Source organism: Ureibacillus endophyticus (assembly GCF_003628435.1).
In the GTDB taxonomy this organism is placed as follows: Bacteria; Bacillota; Bacilli; order Bacillales_A; family Planococcaceae; genus Ureibacillus; species Ureibacillus endophyticus.
In genome coordinates this window covers 1-19,575 of the sequence record NZ_RBZN01000041.1, presented here as the reverse complement: position 1 = coordinate 19,575, position 19,575 = coordinate 1, and the positions used below count along the sequence as shown (strand labels likewise).

Sequence of the window (19,575 nt, the reverse complement as noted above, 5' to 3'; positions counted from 1 at the left end):
ATAAAGTGAGGAAGCTATTTTACAAAATGACCTTCTACCAAAAATGTGACTTTATGGCACTGTGGACTATGACTTTTAAAGACTAAACTAAAAATGCTCATGAATTACTACATCTTATTATTTCAATAAATCTTTTAAATAGAAAAGAAGAATAGGAGAGTATTATGTTTACGAATTTATCTGATTTACAAAAGTCTGGATTTTTCATAGCGTTAGTTCTCATGATTGCGTCTTTGTTTGGTGTGTTAAAAATTACCCCAGAAGTCTACATGTTTGCACCTATGATTGCCTTAGTGATTATGTTTTTTGTCATCACTCGTGATGGCTATCGAAAGAAAGAGTGGAGTACGTTGGGTCTGCACCGAACAGGTAAAGGGCTATGGTTATTTTGTATATTAGTCCCATTTGTTTGTTTGGGCTGTGCATATTTCATTACGTGGTCAACACCTTATGCTTCGCCATTTGTTCCAGAAGAAGCAGGATCAATTTGGACCGTTGTAATGAAAGTTATTATTCTTTTTATTTTCCATACGGTAACAAGTTCTCTTGGAGAGGAGCTAGGATGGAGAGGCTATCTTCTACCAAAGTTAATAACGTTCGGGTGGAAAAAAGCTGTACTATTGACGGGCTTTATTCATGCGATCTTCCATATTCCACTAATGTTGGCAGGATTATATCATTCAGAGGGGAATCCAATGATTATTTATCCATTAATGATTGTTCAAACAATCATTGGGGGCGTTCTTTTTGGTTATGTTAGATTGAAAACAAACAGTGTTTGGCCAGCAGCAATTCTGCATAGTGCACACAATGTAACCTGGGCATTATGTCGTGAATTTACTCAAGTTCAATCTGATTTAGCTTACTATATCGGCGGAGAAAATGGTCTCATTATGATTGTTTTATATGGAACTATAGCATGTTGGATATTACAGAAGGCAAATATTAATCAACTTCCAAAAAAACAATTAAATATGTAATAAAAAAAGAAACCAATTGTGCAAATTGGTTTCTTTTAGTTTATAGCAACCCTTGAATGGCTTGTTCAATATCAAGAATCGAATCATCCGGCTCAAAACGAGCAACAACTTTCCCCTTACGATCCACTAAGAATTTTGTAAAGTTCCAACGAATATTATTGCCAATTAAATAATCTGGATAATGCTCCTCAATCGTACTATATAACAGCTTTGATTGCATTGTATCTCTTTTGATTTCTGCTGGTTCAACTTCATGTTTTAAATAGTTAAATAGGGGATGGGTGCTTTCACCATTCACATGAATTTTATCAAAAATCGGATACGTTACACCAAATTGACCTTTACATTGAGCCACTGTTTGTAAGCCATCTTCCGGATTTTGATTGCCAAACTGATCACATGGGAAAGAAAGTACGACAAATCCATCTTTATTGTATTTTTCATATAACTTTTGTAAATCTTCGTATTGATATGTAAATTGACATTGACTTGCTGTATTGCAAATGAGCATAACTTGATCCTTGTAAGTTTGCATCGAGAGAATCTCTCCGTTAGGCTTTGCTACTAAATAGTTATATATACTCATATTCATAACCTCCATTTGATAGTTTAGTATATAAGAATAATTCCCTATAATCCAGAAGTTTGCTTATGAGTAAAATACTACAAACTAAAAATAGCATATAAAAAAGGCAACCCCTTACTAAATGTAAGAGGTCACCTAATTATAAGGATTATTCCGTTTCTTCTTTACCAATTTTCATATCATAAACGAAAAGTGCGCCTTCATCGTCTTTAATACGTCTTAATTTTTGAACTACTGATTCAAATAAAGACTCTTCTTCCACTTGCTCTGTTAAGAACCATTTTAAGAATGTAGTTGTAGTATATTCTTTTTCACTGTCAGCAATTTCAGATAGATTATAAAATCTGCTTGTTACCACTTTTTCATGTTCTAATGCTTGTTCACAAGCGTCAAGTACAGATTCATACATGTTATTTGGATTTTCAAAGCCTGTAAAAATCGCTTGTTCTCCACGATCTTGAAGATATTGATAAATCTTCATTCCATGTTCTCTTTCTTCATCTGCATGGCCAAAGAAAAATTTAGCGAAACCATCATAATCTTGGCTTTCACAATAAGATGCCATTGCAAGGTAAACATGTGAAGAGTAAAATTCAAAATTCATTTGTTCATTTAAAGCTTCTACTAATGTAGGGGACATACTAGTGCTAGCAATTTTTTCTAATTTTGACATATAAAAAACGCCCTTTCTAATAGAAATTTAATAATGAAACGAATGTAGCTAATGCTATAAGGTTCAAACTATTAATAATGGGGTAGCAATTTTGAAAAAAACTTATGATTCAATAAGTACTTTTCCACTTAATTGCTCATATAGAAAGGCTAACTCATTTCTTAGTGCAGAAAATTTTAAAAACTCTTCTTTATTTCTGCTAACTAAAGATTGATCTAAATAATATGATATACTAGAAATTTTTAACATACAATCAATTTCATCCATAATTTGTTCATTATTGAGTGCTTCTTCCAATTCCTCGACAAACACAAATTCTTCTATATTATTGTTTGTTTGGATTAAAATAAACCAACCAACATTGACGATATATTTTTTTCGGTTTGTTATAGTTAAGAGTTCCCCTTGCTTTAAAAATAATGAGTGACATACAAGGTTTTCTTTTTTATACCCATGACTTAAACATTGAAATTGAATTCCTTTTTGATCCGCAACAATTAAATTACCCATTATTTAAACCTCCATACAGCCTTTTACCATTCAATCATTATTAAATACTATTCTCAACAAATATCGAAATCTAGTTAACAACGATAATGATAATCTTTATCATTGGTAAAATCAAGTGGATTTTTTACTAGATTCTGAATTTTCGTATTAGAAATGTGTTTTATAGGAGAGATTCGTTTGAAAGGGGTATAAAAGGGGAGGTTTTTTGTTCGTAAGGTTATTTACGAAAAGTTTTATATTAAATAACTCAAACTTCGCAGACTAAAATCGACAAATAAGCCTTGATATAGTTAGGCAGACCGTTAATCCACTGCTGTAGTTGACTTTTGATTAATTTTTGGATTGTTTTATTTGTCTTTTTTAGGGCATCTTCAAGAAGCTCGATTAATTGCTGTAACGCGACAGCCCAATCCAGTTCGTTGACTTCATCACATAATTCATAAAAAATGCCACCTAATGTTCGTTGATCGTTATGGCAACGATTTTGCCAGGACAAGACGATGTATCTGGAAAACACAACCGTTGTGTGGCTAATGAGTAAATCATACGATATGCCTTGAAATTCTTTCTGAAGGCGTAATAGGGATTTTGTCGTCTTGAAAAAGACTTCAATATCCCAACGCATGCCATAGATACGGACGATTTCTTGTTCAGAAAGCGTACAATCGGTGCTGAGAATCGCAAGCCATTCGCTCTTTTTATTGCGGTTTTGAATAAACACGACCTTTACTTGAATGCCATTTGCCATAGTAGTTTGAATCGATCGCATGATGCCTTTCTTGCCAGAAACAGGTGTGGCAACTTTGTATAGTTCTTTCAGAGATAGCCTTTGATCGTTCACCAAATAGCGTTGATTCGTTGCCTTCACCATGCCAATGACGTCAAGACCGAGTTCAACGATGGATTGAATAAGAGGTTGTTGCGTAAACCATGTATCCATTAACACATAATCAGCGGAAACACCTGCTTGTAATGCTCTTTCAAGCATACTGGGAATAACGGTAGGAGCAGATTCCAACGCTTCTACACGTCGTTTATAGCCGGAAGAACGCTTGTCAATATTCTCGGAAATCCCATTAATTTGTGCATTTTTTGAACTCAGTAACGTGAAGTCAAGTGGCATAAATGTAAAGCCATCCGACCAACCCAAAGTAAGCATACGAAACCCTTTATAGAAGCGTTTCGTTAAAGATGAATGATCCATACAACGCGCAAGAAGTTCTACCTTTTTACTCCGATTCCGATCAAACATAGAATCGTCAATGATCAACACTTTTGGACGCGTTACATCCGTCAGTTGATCGACCTTTTGAATGGCATGCACACTTAAATACGTTAAAAAGCGACGCCATGCAAACTTGGAATGATTCATGAAACGATAAACAGAGTCCTTTGCAGGGTAACGGTCTCCCTTCTTTGAATTTAAAAGGGTGAACCAACTCTTATGATGAAAGATTAAACAAAAAACAAGTTGAAACAAATAGGAAGTTGTAAAGCCAAACTTCTTAGTAATACCGGCTTTTCGAAGATGTTTCACGATCTCTAATTCACGAAACACAGATTTTAATTCTTTTGGTAGTTGATTATTTTGGTCATTATGCTCTATCATAATGGAAGCACCTCTTCTGTTTGGTAGTGTATTCTCGACAAATCCACTATACCAAAGAATGAGGTGTTTTTTGTATCTAAAAAAAGTATGTCAAGGTTCTTATTGAAATCGAGAAGAACCAAATAGCATCAACTATTGAACCTAATTATTTATGTGCGAAGTTTGAGTAAATAATATTTATCCTTTTTAAAATTACATATTGAATAATAAATCATTTCACAAAATATCAAGAATTTCTAAATAGTTAGGTAAAAAATTATGAAAAAATTCAATTATTTTGAAAAATAATAAAATTATCGTGCCGATAATTGACTTATAATGGTAAAGAATCATATTTATGGTTTTCACTATTATAAATAGCCGAATGTTAGAAAGGGAAGAACTAAGTGAAAAGTATTAAAACTAAAATCATGTTTGCAATCATCTTATGTTCCGTCATAGCAGTATTATTTGTAAGTACAGTTAGTATTTATGTTAGTAATAGTATTATAAGAAAATATTCTACAAATGATGCCCAGTTACTTGCAGAAAGTAATGCCAATACATTAAATATTACGATTGGAAAAATTGAAACCTCAGTTAACGATCTTTCCATAACAGTGTTATCAATGTTAGACGATGTAGAAAAATTAAAATCAGACCCTCAATACGTACAACAATTTCAGGAGAAAGTAAGACCAATTGCAGAAGAATTTGCAACAAATACAAATGGAGCAATGGCATTTTATTTACGATTTAATCCCGAGTTTTCAGAACCGACATCGGGGTTATTTCATGCAGATAGTGATGGCGATGGGAATATCGAGCAACTAATTCCTACTGATTTTAGTCAATACGATCCGTCTGATGTAGGTAATGTCGGATGGTATTATATCCCAATTAATACTGGTAAACCAATGTGGTTAGATCCTTATCGTAATGAGAATATCGGTGTGGACATGATTAGCTATGTTGTTCCATTATTTAAAGACGGTGAAACAATCGGTGTTGTTGGGATGGATATTAATTTTGCTGTTTTTACAGAAATTATTAACAATATTAAGCCGTATAAAAATAGTTATGGGGCATTACTAAACTCTAGCCAACAATTTTTAATTCACCCTGAATTGACAATCAATGATAATTTAGTTGACATGAATAAAGACTTTTCAGAGGATCTAGCGGCAAACGATTCTGGAGTGAAAGATATTGCGCTAAATAATGAAGATAGTATTATTTCGTACGCAAAACTGTCTAATGGACAGACCTTACTGATCTCATCAACTAAAAACGATATTTTTCATGACGTACACCAATTAACGAATAATATTATCATTTTACTAATAGTAATCATCATTGTCTCAATTATCGTAGCCTTACTATTAGGTAATAGATTCACAAAACCTCTCAAAGCACTAATCGAGGATATGAGAAAAGTAAAAGAAGGGGACTTTACGATTCAGGTTGCTATCAAGAGTAAAGATGAAATTGGTGAAATCGGGAAGAATTTTAATAGTATGGTTGAAGAATTAGGAAACCTTACAAAAAATATTAGTATCGTTTCTGAGCGAGTAAACGCATCGTCCCTTGCTTTAACAACTGCATCCCACGATATGACAGCAGTATCAGAAGAAGTCACTGCTTCAGTGGAGGAGATTGCAGCAGGTAACAAAATGCAGTCTATTTCGATTGAAAATTGTTCTGAAATTTCTTCCGATTTTTCCATAAAATGTAGCGAGCTCCAGTTAAATACGAATGAAGTTCTCTCTAGTATGAAAGAAATGAATTTAAATATTAAAGATGGGCTAGTATTAAATGCAGGATTAAATGAAATCAACGCAGAGAATAGAAAAGCGACAGAAATGATCGAGAAAGTGACGTTAGATTTAAATACTAATATAAAAAATATTAGTATGATTATAGAAAAGATAAGTGAAATTAGTGAGCAAACAAATCTTTTGGCTTTAAATGCTTCGATTGAATCTGCTAGAGCAGGTGAAGCGGGTAAAGGTTTCGCGGTTGTGGCAGAGGAAATTCGAAGGCTAGCAGAACAATCAAAAAGATCAACGGAAGATATTCGCAATATCATTTCAGCGGTACAGGAAGATTCTAAGAATACGGTTGATGCGATGCAGAATGTGAAAGAAAGAGCAACGGAACAATCAGAGGCAGTTCAAAAAGTAAATCATTCCTTTGAACTTATCTCTAACTCCATTCAAAATATCAATGAAAAGCTCACAATGAATGGTAGCTATATTACGAAATTAGCAGACAATGCAGAACAACTGGCGAAAGAAATTGTCGGAATTTCTTCCATCTCGGAAGAAAGTGCAGCATCTTCTGAACAGGTTGCTGCGACAATGCAATCACAAGCAAGAGATTTTGAAAAAGTGGTACTCGCAGTGGATGACTTAAAAGAATTAGTTGTATCATTAAATAATTTAATTAAGAAATTTAAGGTAGAGTAAATATTAGTCTTGTAAGTTAGGCGTTTTTGTGGGAAATTATGAATATTATTGAAATGAATTCAAGAAGAGATGAGTGCATTCGAAAATGATGATTATACTAGGAACCTTTTTAGCGTTATGTTTACTTATTGTACTATTATTCATAATTTCTCCAAAGCCAACTGCAATCCTCGTTCGTCGATTATTTGAAGGTGGTGTGGCAGTAAAGCCTCCTAACTACGATGAAATTGAAAAAATGGTTTATATAGAAAAGGATATTTCCTACAAATCACAATATAAAGAAGGCCATTTAGATATTATTAAACCCAAGGAATTTGAAGGATATTTGCCGGTGATATTTTGGGTACACGGAGGAGCTTTTTTAGGTGGTGACAAGTCCGATATTACGGAATATGCAGTTCAAATTGCTAGTAAAGGATATATAGTAGTTAATATTAATTATGAATTAGCACCAAGTTCCAAATACCCAAATCCCTTATACCAAGTAAAAGAAGCTTATCAATTTATAGAACAAAATGCTGAAGATTATGGCATTGATATGAATCGTTTATACTTTGCTGGGGATTCAGCAGGTGCACAGATTATTAGTCAATTTGTTAATACTCAAGTAGATGAGGGTTATGCCAATTTGTTAGGAATAGAAGGCGTTGTTTCACCTGGTAAAATTAAAGGGGTACTGTTATTTTGCGGACCATATGATGTTTCAAGGCTTTCCAATAACAGTGATAGCTTCTTAATTAATTTCATATTTAAGCGGGTTGGCTGGGCTTATATAGGTGATAGAAAATGGACAAATACAGAAAAAGTAAAACAAGCTTCGATTCTTCAACATGTTTCTAGCAATTTTCCTCCTACGTTCATAACAGATGGAAATGTAGGGTCATTTGAAGATCAAGGTAAAGATTTGGCAAATAAATTGAAATACAATGGTGTAGAAGTTTCACATATCTTTTATTCAACAGAAGAAGCTAAATTAGGACATGAGTATCAATTTATGATGAACACGACACAAGCGGAAAATACATTTAATAAGTTGATAGAGTTTTTAAATCAAACGAGTAATAAACAATAAACCGCAAAACGAAGGCTGTGCAGAGAAAAAAGATTTTCTGCATAGCCTTATTTTCATGTAAAGAAATCAGATTTGAATTACAATAAAAAGATAGAAAAGGGGCGATGTGAATGCACTCGATATATAAAATAGGAAAAAGTTTTTGGTACATGACGCCAATCTCATTAACGGATAGACCAGTTTTAGCAATGGTGGTAGGGGAAAACAAGACCCTTATGATTGATGCAGGGAACTCGGAAGATCACGCAAATTATTTTCTAAATGAAATGAAAAAAAGAGAAATCTCTAATCCTGAGATCGTTGTACTAACCCATTGGCATTGGGATCATATTTTCGGTCTTTCTGCTTTAACGAATGCAGTTTCCATTGCTTCTAGTGAAACAAAAAGGGAGATTGAGAAGCTACTGCCATTTTCATGGACAGATGAGGCGATTGATGAACGGGTTAAAGAAGGGATAGAAATTGAATTTTGCGCAAAAGCCATTAAGGAAGAATTCAAAAAACACCGAGATATTAAGATTACTTTGCCTGATATGACAATTGAAAAGAGGGCAGAAATTGATCTTGGTGGTGTGTCATGTATTGTGCAACATGTTGGTGGGGACCATGCTGCAGATTCTGTCATTGTCTATATTAAAGAAGAAAAAGTCCTCTTCCTTGCTGATTGCATTTATGCAAAAATGTATGCCCCAAAAGTACATTATACAGTTCAGGAAACACTACGATTATTAAATGTATTAGAATCTTTTGCGGCAGAAACCTACATCCTATCTCATCAAGGACCTATCTCAAAAGAGGAATTTAATAAAGAAGTGGCGATGCTAAGAACTATTGCAAAATTAACGGATCTTTGTGAAGGGAATGAGCAGAAAATCACGAAGGAATATGAACACCAAGTAAATAGGGAACTTACCGAAGATGAAATTGAGACCATCACTTATTTTGTGAATGGGTTTTAAAGGAAGCGTCTGAAAAGATATCTAAGAGAAATTTACCAACTAGGAGAGTGTGTGTCCAAAGAGTTTTGACTTTTTGGACACCCCCTTTAAAGAAAGTTCAATCAAAAGCAGATTTTTTAATCAGTTGTGATAAATGAATTAAACCTTTTTCTAGTTGTTCGATTGAAGCATAAGAATAGGATAAACGAAGATGTTGATTATCGTTTTTATCATAGACACTTCCTGGATTTATTAAAATACCCTCTCGAAGGGCCAAGTCAAAAAGTTTTCGAGTGGAAATTTCTGAATGTAATTTAAGCCAAATATAAAATCCGCCTTTTGGAATACTCCAAGTGGCTATGTCAGAGAAATGTTTCTCTAAAATTTTTATAGTGAAGTCTCTTCTAACTTGTAATTCATCTTTTATATTCTTCAAGAAATCTTCATACCAACCACTAGAAATCCATTTTTCTACAGCATATTGCGATAACGAGCTTGAACCATAATCAGTTTGCATTTTTATATCTGCCAGCCGTTCAATGACGGGCTCTGGTCCAACAATCCATCCAATTCGTAAGCCAGGGCTCAATGATTTGGACACACTTCCTATATACAGGACATTTCCCTGTGTGTCATTGCATTTCAAAGGTTTTGGTGGAGGACCTTCAAACCATAAGTCACCATAAACGTCATCCTCTATAATAGGAATGGATTCTTTTTGACAAATTTTAAGTAATTCAGCTCTTCTTCTATTAGACATTAAAGATCCAGTTGGATTATGAAAATTAGGTATCGTATAGAGTAAAGCCGCATCATGTTGTCGTTTCAAACGTTCAATCGAATCATATCGCATACCTTCTTCATCTAAAGGAATACCTAATAAATGCATACCAGCCGATTGAAATACGTGTACTGAATTTAAGTATGAGGGTGTTTCATGAAGGATAGTTGAATTCCTTCTTAAAAGCCCAATTGAGATTAACTGCAACGCCTGTAGTCCACCAGAAACAATTAAAATTGATTCTGGTGATGCATCAATTCCTTTTAATTTTAAATGGTCACTAACTGTTTTACGCAAAGATAGACTGCCTTTAGGTTCTGTATACCCAAGGGATAGAGACTGTCCATTATCAATTTGAAGTAATTCCTGTATTTTTTTATTAGGCAACAAATCTGGTGAAAGTTCACCAGTTCCAAGTCTAATAAAATTCGGATTTGCCTCTGCTTTATTAATTTCTTGGATCAAAGTTATATTAGGTTTATGAATACCAGATGTTACATAACTAATCCAATCGGGGGGAGAGACAGAAGCTAGGAGGTTCCAAGTATTATTAATTACCTTAGTACCACTTCCGACCTTAGATTCAATCAGTCCATCAGCAGCCAATTCATCAAGTGCAGTTACAATTGTGCTACGATTTACTTCAAATAATTCTGCTAATCTTCTTTGTGGTGGTATTTTAGTACCCACTGTCCATTCCCCATTTAATATTTTTCTTTTTACATAATCAGAAATTTGCTGATGTAAAGGGATAGTTGAATTTTTTTGTGGCTTCCACTTTATTTCAGGCATAGTGTATCTCCAATCATTTTCCACTATTATAACAAAATGGTTGGGTTAAAACCCATCCAATTGGTTGGAGACAAAAGGATCATCCATCGTTATTCTTAATGAGAAGAGGGGGAATAGCAGTGGAACCGTTAATTCACGGAATCATATTGGCCTTTGGTTTAATTTTGCCTTTAGGCGTTCAAAATGTGTTTGTATTTAACCAAGGAGCGACACATAAAAAATTTACAAATGCATTACCAGCTGTAGTAACAGCTGGAATTTGCGATACGTTATTAATTTACATGGCAGTTGCAGGGGTATCGGTAATTGTTTTTAGTTTTGAATGGTTAAAAATTTTATTGTTCGGAGTAGGGCTCTTTTTCCTCGCTTATATGGGTTGGATTATATGGAAAGATCGTCCTGAAGTAAATGGTAATACAGAGGGAAATCGATTTTCAACACGACGTCAAATAACATTTGCAGCATCAGTATCATTACTTAATCCACATGCGATTTTAGATACAATTGGTGTCATCGGGACAAGTTCATTGACTTATTCAGGGTATGACAAATGGGTATTTATGATTGGTTGTATAGTAGTTTCATGGATTTGGTTCATTTCTTTAGCAGTTGTCGGAAGAAAGATTGGTCAATTTAACGGAACGGGTAATTTCTTAAAACGTATTAATCAAATCTCAGCCATTATTATTTGGATTATGGCTATTTATATGGGGTATCAGGTGTACTTATTATTAATCTAATAAGGCTTCTATAGAAATTTGTAGAAGATTAATATAAGTAAAGCGAAATTGTTTGTGAGATATAGATGAACTTAATTGGATGGAGGAACTGAAAAAGAACCACCTAATCGTAAAATTAACGAATTAGGTGGTTCTTCAAAATTTCTCTCAACATAAAAAAACACCTGCCAAAATACATTGTAAAATAGGCAGATTTGTGGTAAATTTATATAGATATACACAAACAAAAATGTAGTGTGTATTATCCCTATTTTAATTATATCTAATATTTCCTCATTAGTCAACTCAAAAATATCTTCAAGGAGTGAATTTTATGAACCCACATTCCCAACAAGAACAAGAACGTTTAAATAATGTCATGAACGTCATTAATGACCAAATTCAACAACTGGAATCGGACACGTTAAAGCTCCGAAATGAAGTAATCAATACCCGCAAACATTTTTGGGATGAAGTCAAAGTGAATATGGATACCTTTGATGATTACCTAGAAACGATTATTAATTTAAGACAAGAAGCTCAAGCCTTATCCGTTGGGGAAAGTACGCATAATCATGCAGCAAAACGACTAGCTACTTTACAACGTATGAAATCAGTACCTTATTTCGGGCGCATTGATTTTCTTGAAGATGGGCTTACAGAACAGGAACAAATCTATATTGGTATCTCGTCTTTAATGGATTCAAGTGGAGAAGACTTTCTAATCTATGACTGGAGGGCACCGGTTTCAAGCGTCTATTATGATTACGAGCCCGGCCCAGCACAATATATAACACCCGGGGGCAAGGTAAACGGGGAACTTAAGAAAAAGTGGCAATATGTAATTCGTAATGGGAAACTCGAATCCCTGTTTGACACGAGTCTCACAATTGGGGATGAGATTTTGCAGAAGGTGCTAGGTAAAGGCGCGGATAAGTATATGCAAAGTATTGTAGCGACTATCCAAAAAGACCAAAATCGAATTATTCGCCATGATCAGGGACGCATGCTAATTGTACATGGTGCAGCAGGCAGTGGTAAAACATCTGCAGCACTTCAGAGAATTGCGTTTTTATTGTACAAATATCGTGATTTTATAAAAGCAGATCAAATTATATTATTTTCTCCCAATAATATGTTTAATAGCTATGTTTCAAATGTTCTTCCAGAGCTCGGAGAAGAAAATATGCAGCAGGATACATTCCAGGAATATTTGGATCATCGTTTAAGTAAGGAGTTCCAGCTAGAAACTCCATTTGATCAATTGGAATATGTGTTAACAGCAGCAGATAGTCCTTCATATCGTGCAAGAATTAAAGGGATTCAATTTAAAGCATCCTATCAGTTTTTTGAAGCGATTAAATTATACAGGGAAACATTAGAAAAATCAGGATTGTTATTTAAAGATATCAAGTTCAGAGGAAAAACCATCATTTCGGCACAACAATTATCGGAGAAATTTTATGGTGAACATCTTTCTTTGAGTTTCCCAAGCAGACTAGAAAAGCTACAAATTTGGCTAATGAACAAAATAAAAGAAGCAGAAAAAATAGAACGTTCTGAGCCTTGGGTAGAGGAAGAAATCGAGTTACTTAGCAATGATGCCTATCATAAAATTCATAAATATTTAGCGAAAAAACATGGCTTTGAACGAGAGGAACAAGCCGATTATGAGATGGAACCTAATGAACTGAAACAAGTTATTATTCGCCTTAAAATGAAAGCTGTAAGACAACAAATCAAAGAGCTAGAGTTTATTGATTTAGAAGGCGTTTATAAACAATTGTTTACTGATCCATTAATTTTAAAAGTTGCAGTACCTGATGAGTGGAAAGAGATTTGCCAAGAGACAGTTCAAATGCTCGATGAAGGGAAGTTGCATTATGAAGACGCAACACCATTCCTATTCTTGCAGGAATTGATTCAAGGCTTTCAAACAAATCGTTCCATCAAGCATATTCTCATTGATGAAGCACAAGACTATTCACCATTTCAATTTGAGTCTCTCAAGCGTTTATTCCCATCTGCCAAAATGACCGTACTAGGAGATTTTAATCAAGCCATTTTTGCCCATGCGCGGGAAGTTGCCGATTTCCAAATGCTTACCAATCTTTATGGAGAGGAACAAACAGAAGTCATCAACATGACCCGTAGTTATCGTTCGACAAAGCCAATTATCGAATTTACACGGAGTCTTATTGCAAATGGAGAAAACATTATCCCCTTTGACCGTGATGGTGATCTGCCTGTGTTGGCACAAGTGGGTAATAAATCAGAATTACACATGAGCATTATGTTTAAAGTATTAAAATTACAAAGTAAAGGTTATGAAAATATCGCAATCATTTGTAAATCAGCTGAGGAAAGTAAGCAAGCATTTGAAGAGTTATCTAAAATTGAAGGCATTAAACTAATAAAAACTGGAACAGCTGAATTCGAACAAGGGGTTGTCGTCATCCCATCATACTTAGCGAAGGGGATTGAATTTGAAGCAGTCATTATCTACGACGCATCCGAACAAGTATATGGAGATGAAAGTTTACGACGAATTTTTTATACGGCTTGCACAAGGGCGATGCATGAACTACATTTGTATAGTGTAGGAAAACCAAGTCATTTTATTAAAAAGGCGTTGGAGAATAATCTTCTTACTCTCGAGTCGAATTCATAATTTCTACTGTAGTCATCAAAACATCATGTTTTGATGACTTATTTTGTTTACATTTAGTCTTGTATAATGATTTTATATAATTTTTGGTTTGCTCGTTGCTTTGGGTATGAACAGTTTTAATTCTCTACCAATCTCCAAAACAAATAATGAAGGTAATTGCAATTGGCATGATCCTGTACTTTCTTACATCTCAAACTAATTTATTTTTTGGAATGTTGTAAGTACCATTTAAAAATTCAAGAGGAAATATTTTCCCATACTTATAAAGGATTTAAAGATATAGTTGTGGAATTTATTGGTGACAGATTATGAAAAAATGAGGGGTACTTAATGAAAATAAAAACGGTTGATAGTTGTTCACTTGTAGATGTTATGACGGTATGGAATGAAGGATTTTCGGATTATTTTGTACCGGTAAATATGGATATTGAAAGTTTCTTAAACCGTATGGAGAAAGAGGATATTGATGCTTTCTCATCTTTTGTTGTGGAAGAAGACGGAGAACTACAAGGAATTTTGCTCAATGCTTTTTATGAAAATAATGGGGAAATGCTTACATGGAACGGGGGAACAGCAGTACATCCAAATGCCAGAAGAAAAGGTATTGGACGATTGCTTCTACAAAGAACGATAGAAGAATATCAAGCGCGCGGTGTGGAACGTGCTAGCCTTGAAGCAATTAAAGAAAACACAGGTGCAATACGATTATATGAGGAATTTGGCTACAAAATAATAGACGAACTGATTTCCTTCAAAGGGCATGTGGATAAGAAGGGAACGATCGATGTGGAGTTTATTCAACCAGAGTCTCTTTCTAACTTAGCTATCTATAAGGGAGATGTTCCGTGGCAATGTCGTATAGAAAGTAATATTTCTGCACAGGCAGCTGTATTTTATGATCAATCCCAAAATCCAATCGGGTATGCACTTTTTAAGCAAATCGGGGATGAGGCGAAAAAAATAAATATTTTCCAACTAGAAATTACCAATTCAGTTACGCAAGACGAATTTCTCGCAATGCTTTCTAGCATTACTGATGGGGGAAGTTTTAATACAGTCAATATGCCAAGTAGTTCGAACGCAGCGAAATATTTACTTGAACTAAAAACAGATGAAGTGATTCGTCAAGTTTGGATGGTAAAAAATATGGTGGAATAACAAAAAGAGACTGTCGATTAGCATAAACTAATCAACAGTCTCTTTTTAATCATTAAATGTCCCACGTCTTCCTAAAACAAAACTAATCCATAAAATTGAGAGCAGTGCGATGATGATGATATAGAGATAAGATTTTGGATCTGTATCAGAAATAGGCAGTATGACATTCATGCCGAAAAAACTAAACACTAGTGTTGGTAATGTTAGAAATACTGTAATTAACGTAAGAGTCTTCATCGTTTTATTTAATCGATTGGATATTAAGGATGAATAGGATCCAGTAATACTATTTAAAATTCTAGTATATAACTCAGATGTCCCAATGGCTTGATTATTCTCAATACGTACGTCTTCAAGTAACGATTTATCTTCCTCGTATAATTTAATGGAACTTGTACGGAATAAGCGATTAATGACTTCCGCATTGGCAGTTAAGGAAGTTAAAAAGTATACTAAACTTTTTTCAATTTCCATTAGGTCATATAACTGCTTGTTCGTTAAGGAATTTCGTAAATTACTTTCAATTTTAAGACGTTGTTTATTCAGTAATTTTAATTTTGCAATGAATTGACTTGAAATGTAGAAGAGTATTTCTAATGCCATTCTTGTCTTCATGGACGTATTAATATTTCTTTTGATTAACTGTTCCTCAAAGTGAAGGGACTGACTACCGATTGTTACGATATAATCTTTACCGATTACAATACCAACTGGAATTGTAATATAGGATTCAAATTGTTTATTATTTACATCAATGATTGGAAAGTCATTAATAATTAGCGTACAATCTGTTTCCGCATCGTATTCAACACGTGCATTTTCTTCTAAATCTAATGGGTCTTCTAAAAATTCAATCGGAATATTGTAGTGTGATGAGATTTCATTTAATGTTTCTCTGGAAGGTGCCGTAATACTTAACCAGCAACCTTTCTCCATTGTATCAATTTCTATTGTTTTTCCATTTAAATCCGTTTTATAAATTTTCAACATAGTTTCACAACCTTTCTATTTATGACGATTGCTTCTATACTGAATAATTTCTCGAAAACGGAGAGCATATCTAAATCGAAAATACTATATTCAAAATCAGTATTTTTAATTATTGGTCCACTAAAATAGGGGAACCTATGGAGAAAGAAATAGTTTCTCTCCGAATCGAACATTTATGCAATATAGAATTTTTATTCCTTTCGCTACAACTGTCCAAAATAGAATGTTCCCCCTTTCAAAATGAAAAACCCTCTAGAAAAATTACTAGAGGGTTCAATACGCATAATAAAAAGCATATAGTCTCCCCCATGTCGAGCTTTGGCACTATACAACGTAAAGGTTAAACCTTAGCTACCTTATGAAAAGCCTTAAGCCGGCAATTCCTGTTCTACCCATTGGCATCTTTCGATGTTTCCGGGCAGTAGCCTATGTTTGTATAGGAGCCTCACCTAACGAGGACTTATTGTCATCTATCATATCGTACACTTGTACATAATGTTCGTCAATAACATATGTATTCTACAAACAATTTAGAATGTTATTAGAAATGTTAAACTGGATTATTTAAGTAATATAGGTGGGAAATTGATAGGAATAGATTATGAAAAATTAAAGTATGATTCTATAATTTATGAAAGTAAGGAGTGGTTAGATGTCAGAAAAATTCAAACCATTTACAGAAGATTATTTAGATCAATGCATCGAACTTTACATGAAGGTATTCAACAGTGGGCCATGGAATGAAACTTGGTCCTACGATACGGCAAAGGAAAGATTGGTAGATTTATCAAATACACCTAAATTTCTTGGATTTTTATTATTTGATCAGGATAATTTAATAGGTTTTATAGCAGGAAATAGTAAAAGAACCTATTCGGGAGGCACTTTTTATATAGCCGAACTTTGTGTCAATAATAAAACGCAAGGAAAAGGATATGGCTCCAAGTTACTTCGTTATTTGGAAGAGGAATTAGTCAAAAGTAAGATTCAAAGCGTTTATTTATTAACAGCACCTGGTGGGCAAGCTGAAGCGTTTTATCGCAAAAATAAATATAGTATTAACGACAATAGAGTAGTAATAAAAAAGAATATATGATTTCCTATTTCTGTTGAATGTATTATAATTCGTTAATGGTTATATTTATACATTCAACTGGATAGGAAGTGCTTTTTTGAAGATACAAACGGATATTAAAGCCTCGGATGCAATTACTGTCATACACCAAGCATTTAAACGTTATGAAACAGATCCACAACCATCGAGTGCATTAAATGAAACTGAGCAAACCATTCAAAATGAAATGAATCGTGGGAAAAAATTATTTGGCGTTTATGATAATGAGGTACTAATTGCAGTTGTAAAATGTGTGTTAAAAGAAGAATATATTTATTTCTCAAGATTATCAGTTTTGCCTGAAAATCAAGGGAAAGGAGTAGCTACTAAATTAATAAACTTTGTTGAAGACTACTCCTTGGAAAATAATCGATTTGTTTCTACATGCAAAGTTCGAAAAAGTGAAGAAGGAAATATAGCACTTTATTCAAAATTAGGGTATGAAATCGTTAATGAAGAAATCATTGTAAATGCAAATGGTGATGAAATTCCTACCTTAAATATGAGTAAAAATCTAAAATCATAAAACTAAGAGTAGTAGCTACATGCTGCTACTTTTTTTGTTCCGAAAACAATATGCCAATTTTTTATACACGATTTTGTACCTTCAAATTAATTAAAGTAAAATAGAGAGTAAAAAAATAATTCGGCGTAATGGCGTTAGTAATGCCATTGAGGGATCACCATTGAATAGCCCTCAGTTAGGGTTATTCGAAAGAACTCGTCACAATATTTAATAGATCCACTAAAAAGTAAAAGACACCAAAGGGAGAACTATGTTTAACTATGAGGTAGTTTGTTGTAGTTGCAGACATAAATTCAATTGGATGAAGGGACCCTTAAATATAAATTCTATAAGGAAAGAACGAATTAGATTTTTCGTTGCGAAGAGTGTGAAAGTAAACTACCATGGATGCAAGAAAAAATTTCTTTTATAAATATTGAGATAACCCTATAAGATAGTTTTCAGTGTCTATTTTATAGGGTTTTCATATGACTTTTATTTCTTTCTAAACAGTGTATCTGCAAGTGGAATTCCAAACACAACAACCAGAACCGTTAACACGATTAGCGCTTCTAAAATAATAACCGCAGTTTGATCGAACATATTATCGCTCCTTTTTCTGTCGCTTTATTCTTTAGTTTACTTCAGTATGGGTGTAAGTATTCGGAGGTTTGATTAATCACTTCTGATTTGTCTATCCAGTATAGACTAGGAGTAGTCTATAACTCAGTTGGAATTAGGGGTATAATAGAAGTAGAGATACAAATCCTCATTCTCCTCTGATATCCCCAACAACCTAGTCCGATATTTCCCGTATAGATATAATCAAGTACATAAAAAAATTTATTGATATGATTCATTTGTGAGGAGGGAAATGAATTGATACAACAATTTAATCACTTGATGGACTACATTGAATCCCATTTGACTGAGGACATTTCTGGAGAAGAAATTTCGAAAATCGTGGGGCTTTCCGATTACCATTTTAGACGAATGTTTTCTTATTTGGCTGGTATGCCGTTGAATGAGTATATCAAAAACAGAAGACTATCTAGTGCCAATGAGGAATTAATTAATGGTGCAAAAGTGACCGATGTTGCTTATAAATATCGATATCAATCAGTAGAAGGGTTTTCAAGAGCCTTCCGTGATTGGAGCGGTTATTTACCATCAGAAGTTGTGAAGAACAAAATTCAAAAATCATTTCCCAAATTCTCATTTTTTATAGATATCAGAGGAGGGAAATCCATGGAATTTAAAATTGAGAGGAAAGAAAAATTTAATATAGTCGGTGTATCGAAAAGAGTACCAATTCAATTTGAAGGTGTGAATAATGCCATTGTAGAATTGGCTCAATCAATTACAGAGCAACAAAGAAAGGAAATGCATGAATTGGCTGATTTATACCCGCATCATGTGTTGAATGTTTCTTATAACTTTGACGAGGAGTATTTAGAAGAAAAAGGGAACTTAACGCATATGATAGGGTTTGCTACGACAAAGGAAAATCCCTATGAAGATTTAGAGCAAATTACTGTCGATGAAAGCCTATGGGCAATCTTCCCAAATGAAGGTCCATTTCCAAAAACCCTGCAAGATACAATGGCAAGAATCTATTCTGAATGGCTGCCATCTTCAGATTATGAATTAGTCAACTTACCTGGAATTTCGTTTTCAAAGCACAATGGACAATTTGAAAATGTTTATAGTGAAGTGTGGGTTGCGGTGAAGAAAAAAGATTAATAACTTTAGTATATATATTGACGTTTTTTGCAGAATTAGTCCTTGCACTAATTCTGTTTTTATTTTTTATATATTTGGTATCATAGACTATAAGTTTCATAATGCTTTGGAAATTTTGTTAAAATTAAACAAAATAAATGAATTCAATTTTGAAGAACGTAAATAGTGTAGACGTCAAGTCGAATTTTACACTTTTTGCTCATTTCCTTTTTACACTTCTGCTGAAAATATGCTTTTCCTATTTCTCATACGATGACTTTCCTCATCTTCTCTACCATGAATGACTT

The 19,575-nt window shown here is 33.8% G+C and carries 16 protein-coding genes and 1 riboswitch; of the genes, 10 read left to right on the top strand and 6 right to left on the bottom strand.

Translation table 11 applies throughout. The annotated features are described in order from the left end of the window. The first annotated feature begins 164 nt into the window (after positions 1 to 164). The gene (locus tag D8M03_RS13685) at positions 165 to 980 is read left to right on the top strand and encodes a type II CAAX endopeptidase family protein (protein ID WP_121215389.1); all 816 of its coding nucleotides are present in this window, start codon (positions 165 to 167) and stop codon (positions 978 to 980) included. A 40-nt stretch (positions 981 to 1,020) separates the two neighbouring features. On the opposite strand, the gene D8M03_RS13680 is transcribed toward D8M03_RS13685, so the two are convergent. The 4 genes from D8M03_RS13680 to D8M03_RS13665 form a co-directional block, all read right to left on the bottom strand. Then, complete coding sequence (locus D8M03_RS13680) at positions 1,021 to 1,566, bottom strand: glutathione peroxidase (RefSeq protein WP_121215388.1); 546 nt, start codon at positions 1,564 to 1,566, stop codon at positions 1,021 to 1,023. Between the two features lie 148 nt (positions 1,567 to 1,714). Continuing rightward, complete coding sequence (locus D8M03_RS13675; RefSeq protein WP_121215395.1) at positions 1,715 to 2,206, bottom strand: ferritin; 492 nt, start codon at positions 2,204 to 2,206, stop codon at positions 1,715 to 1,717. Between the two features lie 135 nt (positions 2,207 to 2,341). Continuing rightward, positions 2,342 to 2,749: a hypothetical protein gene (locus D8M03_RS13670; RefSeq protein WP_121215387.1), complete on the bottom strand. Its 408-nt coding sequence runs from the start codon at positions 2,747 to 2,749 to the stop codon at positions 2,342 to 2,344. A gap of 247 nt (positions 2,750 to 2,996) precedes the next feature. Then, a complete protein-coding gene (locus D8M03_RS13665; protein ID WP_121215386.1) occupies positions 2,997 to 4,358 on the bottom strand; it encodes an IS4 family transposase in 1,362 nt (453 codons plus the stop codon). A gap of 386 nt (positions 4,359 to 4,744) precedes the next feature. Between D8M03_RS13665 and D8M03_RS13660 the strand changes: the two genes are divergently transcribed. The 3 genes from D8M03_RS13660 (at position 4,745) to D8M03_RS13650 (ending at position 8,836) form a co-directional block, all read left to right on the top strand. Beyond that, positions 4,745 to 6,805 carry a methyl-accepting chemotaxis protein gene (locus D8M03_RS13660; RefSeq protein ID WP_121215385.1) on the top strand — a complete coding sequence of 687 codons (2,061 nt, stop codon included), beginning with the start codon at positions 4,745 to 4,747 and terminating at the stop codon, positions 6,803 to 6,805. An 85-nt stretch (positions 6,806 to 6,890) separates the two neighbouring features. Continuing rightward, positions 6,891 to 7,877 carry an alpha/beta hydrolase gene (locus D8M03_RS13655; RefSeq protein ID WP_121215384.1) on the top strand — a complete coding sequence of 329 codons (987 nt, stop codon included), beginning with the start codon at positions 6,891 to 6,893 and terminating at the stop codon, positions 7,875 to 7,877. A gap of 110 nt (positions 7,878 to 7,987) precedes the next feature. After that, entirely contained in the window at positions 7,988 to 8,836 is an 849-nt protein-coding gene (locus D8M03_RS13650) for an MBL fold metallo-hydrolase (RefSeq protein WP_121215383.1), read from the top strand. A gap of 97 nt (positions 8,837 to 8,933) precedes the next feature. Here the strand turns inward: D8M03_RS13650 and D8M03_RS13645 are convergent, their stop codons facing one another. Beyond that, a complete protein-coding gene (locus D8M03_RS13645; RefSeq protein ID WP_121215382.1) occupies positions 8,934 to 10,388 on the bottom strand; it encodes an aminotransferase-like domain-containing protein in 1,455 nt (484 codons plus the stop codon). Between the two features lie 119 nt (positions 10,389 to 10,507). On the opposite strand from D8M03_RS13645, the gene D8M03_RS13640 reads away from it, so the two are divergent. The 3 genes from D8M03_RS13640 (at position 10,508) to D8M03_RS13630 (ending at position 14,936) form a co-directional block, all read left to right on the top strand. Further along, a complete protein-coding gene (locus D8M03_RS13640) occupies positions 10,508 to 11,128 on the top strand; it encodes a LysE/ArgO family amino acid transporter (RefSeq protein ID WP_121215381.1) in 621 nt (206 codons plus the stop codon). Positions 11,129 to 11,441: 313 nt separating this feature from the next. Next, positions 11,442 to 13,778 carry an RNA polymerase recycling motor HelD gene (gene helD / locus D8M03_RS13635; RefSeq protein ID WP_121215380.1) on the top strand — a complete coding sequence of 779 codons (2,337 nt, stop codon included), beginning with the start codon at positions 11,442 to 11,444 and terminating at the stop codon, positions 13,776 to 13,778. Positions 13,779 to 14,108: 330 nt separating this feature from the next. Continuing rightward, the gene (locus D8M03_RS13630; protein WP_121215379.1) at positions 14,109 to 14,936 is read left to right on the top strand and encodes a GNAT family N-acetyltransferase; all 828 of its coding nucleotides are present in this window, start codon (positions 14,109 to 14,111) and stop codon (positions 14,934 to 14,936) included. A gap of 45 nt (positions 14,937 to 14,981) precedes the next feature. Here the strand turns inward: D8M03_RS13630 and D8M03_RS13625 are convergent, their stop codons facing one another. Then, on the bottom strand, positions 14,982 to 15,926 hold the full coding sequence (locus D8M03_RS13625; protein WP_121215378.1) for a magnesium transporter CorA family protein: 945 nt from the start codon (positions 15,924 to 15,926) through the stop codon (positions 14,982 to 14,984). A 297-nt stretch (positions 15,927 to 16,223) separates the two neighbouring features. Continuing rightward, positions 16,224 to 16,390: riboswitch (M-box (ykoK) riboswitch) on the bottom strand. 188 nt (positions 16,391 to 16,578) lie between these two features. On the opposite strand from D8M03_RS13625, the gene D8M03_RS13620 reads away from it, so the two are divergent. From D8M03_RS13620 to D8M03_RS13610, 3 genes are all read left to right on the top strand, one after another. After that, positions 16,579 to 17,022, top strand: coding sequence for a GNAT family N-acetyltransferase (locus tag D8M03_RS13620; RefSeq protein ID WP_121215377.1), 444 nt, complete (start codon positions 16,579 to 16,581; stop codon positions 17,020 to 17,022). A 76-nt stretch (positions 17,023 to 17,098) separates the two neighbouring features. After that, positions 17,099 to 17,566, top strand: coding sequence for a GNAT family N-acetyltransferase (locus D8M03_RS13615; RefSeq protein ID WP_121215376.1), 468 nt, complete (start codon positions 17,099 to 17,101; stop codon positions 17,564 to 17,566). Positions 17,567 to 18,424: 858 nt separating this feature from the next. Then, positions 18,425 to 19,288 carry an AraC family transcriptional regulator gene (locus tag D8M03_RS13610; protein WP_121215375.1) on the top strand — a complete coding sequence of 288 codons (864 nt, stop codon included), beginning with the start codon at positions 18,425 to 18,427 and terminating at the stop codon, positions 19,286 to 19,288. Positions 19,289 to 19,575: the final 287 nt, after the last annotated feature.

What these genes read in the sequence shown, in the direction of transcription:
- D8M03_RS13685 (WP_121215389.1), top strand. Translation starts at nt 165, where the DNA reads ATGTTTACGAATTTATCTGATTTACAAAAGTCTGGATTTTTCATAGCG.
- D8M03_RS13680 (WP_121215388.1), bottom strand. Translation starts at nt 1,566, where the DNA reads ATGAGTATATATAACTATTTAGTAGCAAAGCCTAACGGAGAGATTCTC.
- D8M03_RS13675 (WP_121215395.1), bottom strand. Translation starts at nt 2,206, where the DNA reads ATGTCCCCTACATTAGTAGAAGCTTTAAATGAACAAATGAATTTTGAA.
- D8M03_RS13670 (WP_121215387.1), bottom strand. Translation starts at nt 2,749, where the DNA reads ATGGGTAATTTAATTGTTGCGGATCAAAAAGGAATTCAATTTCAATGT.
- D8M03_RS13665 (WP_121215386.1), bottom strand. Translation starts at nt 4,358, where the DNA reads ATGATAGAGCATAATGACCAAAATAATCAACTACCAAAAGAATTAAAA.
- D8M03_RS13655 (WP_121215384.1), top strand. Translation starts at nt 6,891, where the DNA reads ATGATGATTATACTAGGAACCTTTTTAGCGTTATGTTTACTTATTGTA.
- D8M03_RS13650 (WP_121215383.1), top strand. Translation starts at nt 7,988, where the DNA reads ATGCACTCGATATATAAAATAGGAAAAAGTTTTTGGTACATGACGCCA.
- D8M03_RS13645 (WP_121215382.1), bottom strand. Translation starts at nt 10,388, where the DNA reads ATGCCTGAAATAAAGTGGAAGCCACAAAAAAATTCAACTATCCCTTTA.
- helD (WP_121215380.1), top strand. Translation starts at nt 11,442, where the DNA reads ATGAACCCACATTCCCAACAAGAACAAGAACGTTTAAATAATGTCATG.
- D8M03_RS13630 (WP_121215379.1), top strand. Translation starts at nt 14,109, where the DNA reads ATGAAAATAAAAACGGTTGATAGTTGTTCACTTGTAGATGTTATGACG.
- D8M03_RS13625 (WP_121215378.1), bottom strand. Translation starts at nt 15,926, where the DNA reads ATGTTGAAAATTTATAAAACGGATTTAAATGGAAAAACAATAGAAATT.
- D8M03_RS13620 (WP_121215377.1), top strand. Translation starts at nt 16,579, where the DNA reads ATGTCAGAAAAATTCAAACCATTTACAGAAGATTATTTAGATCAATGC.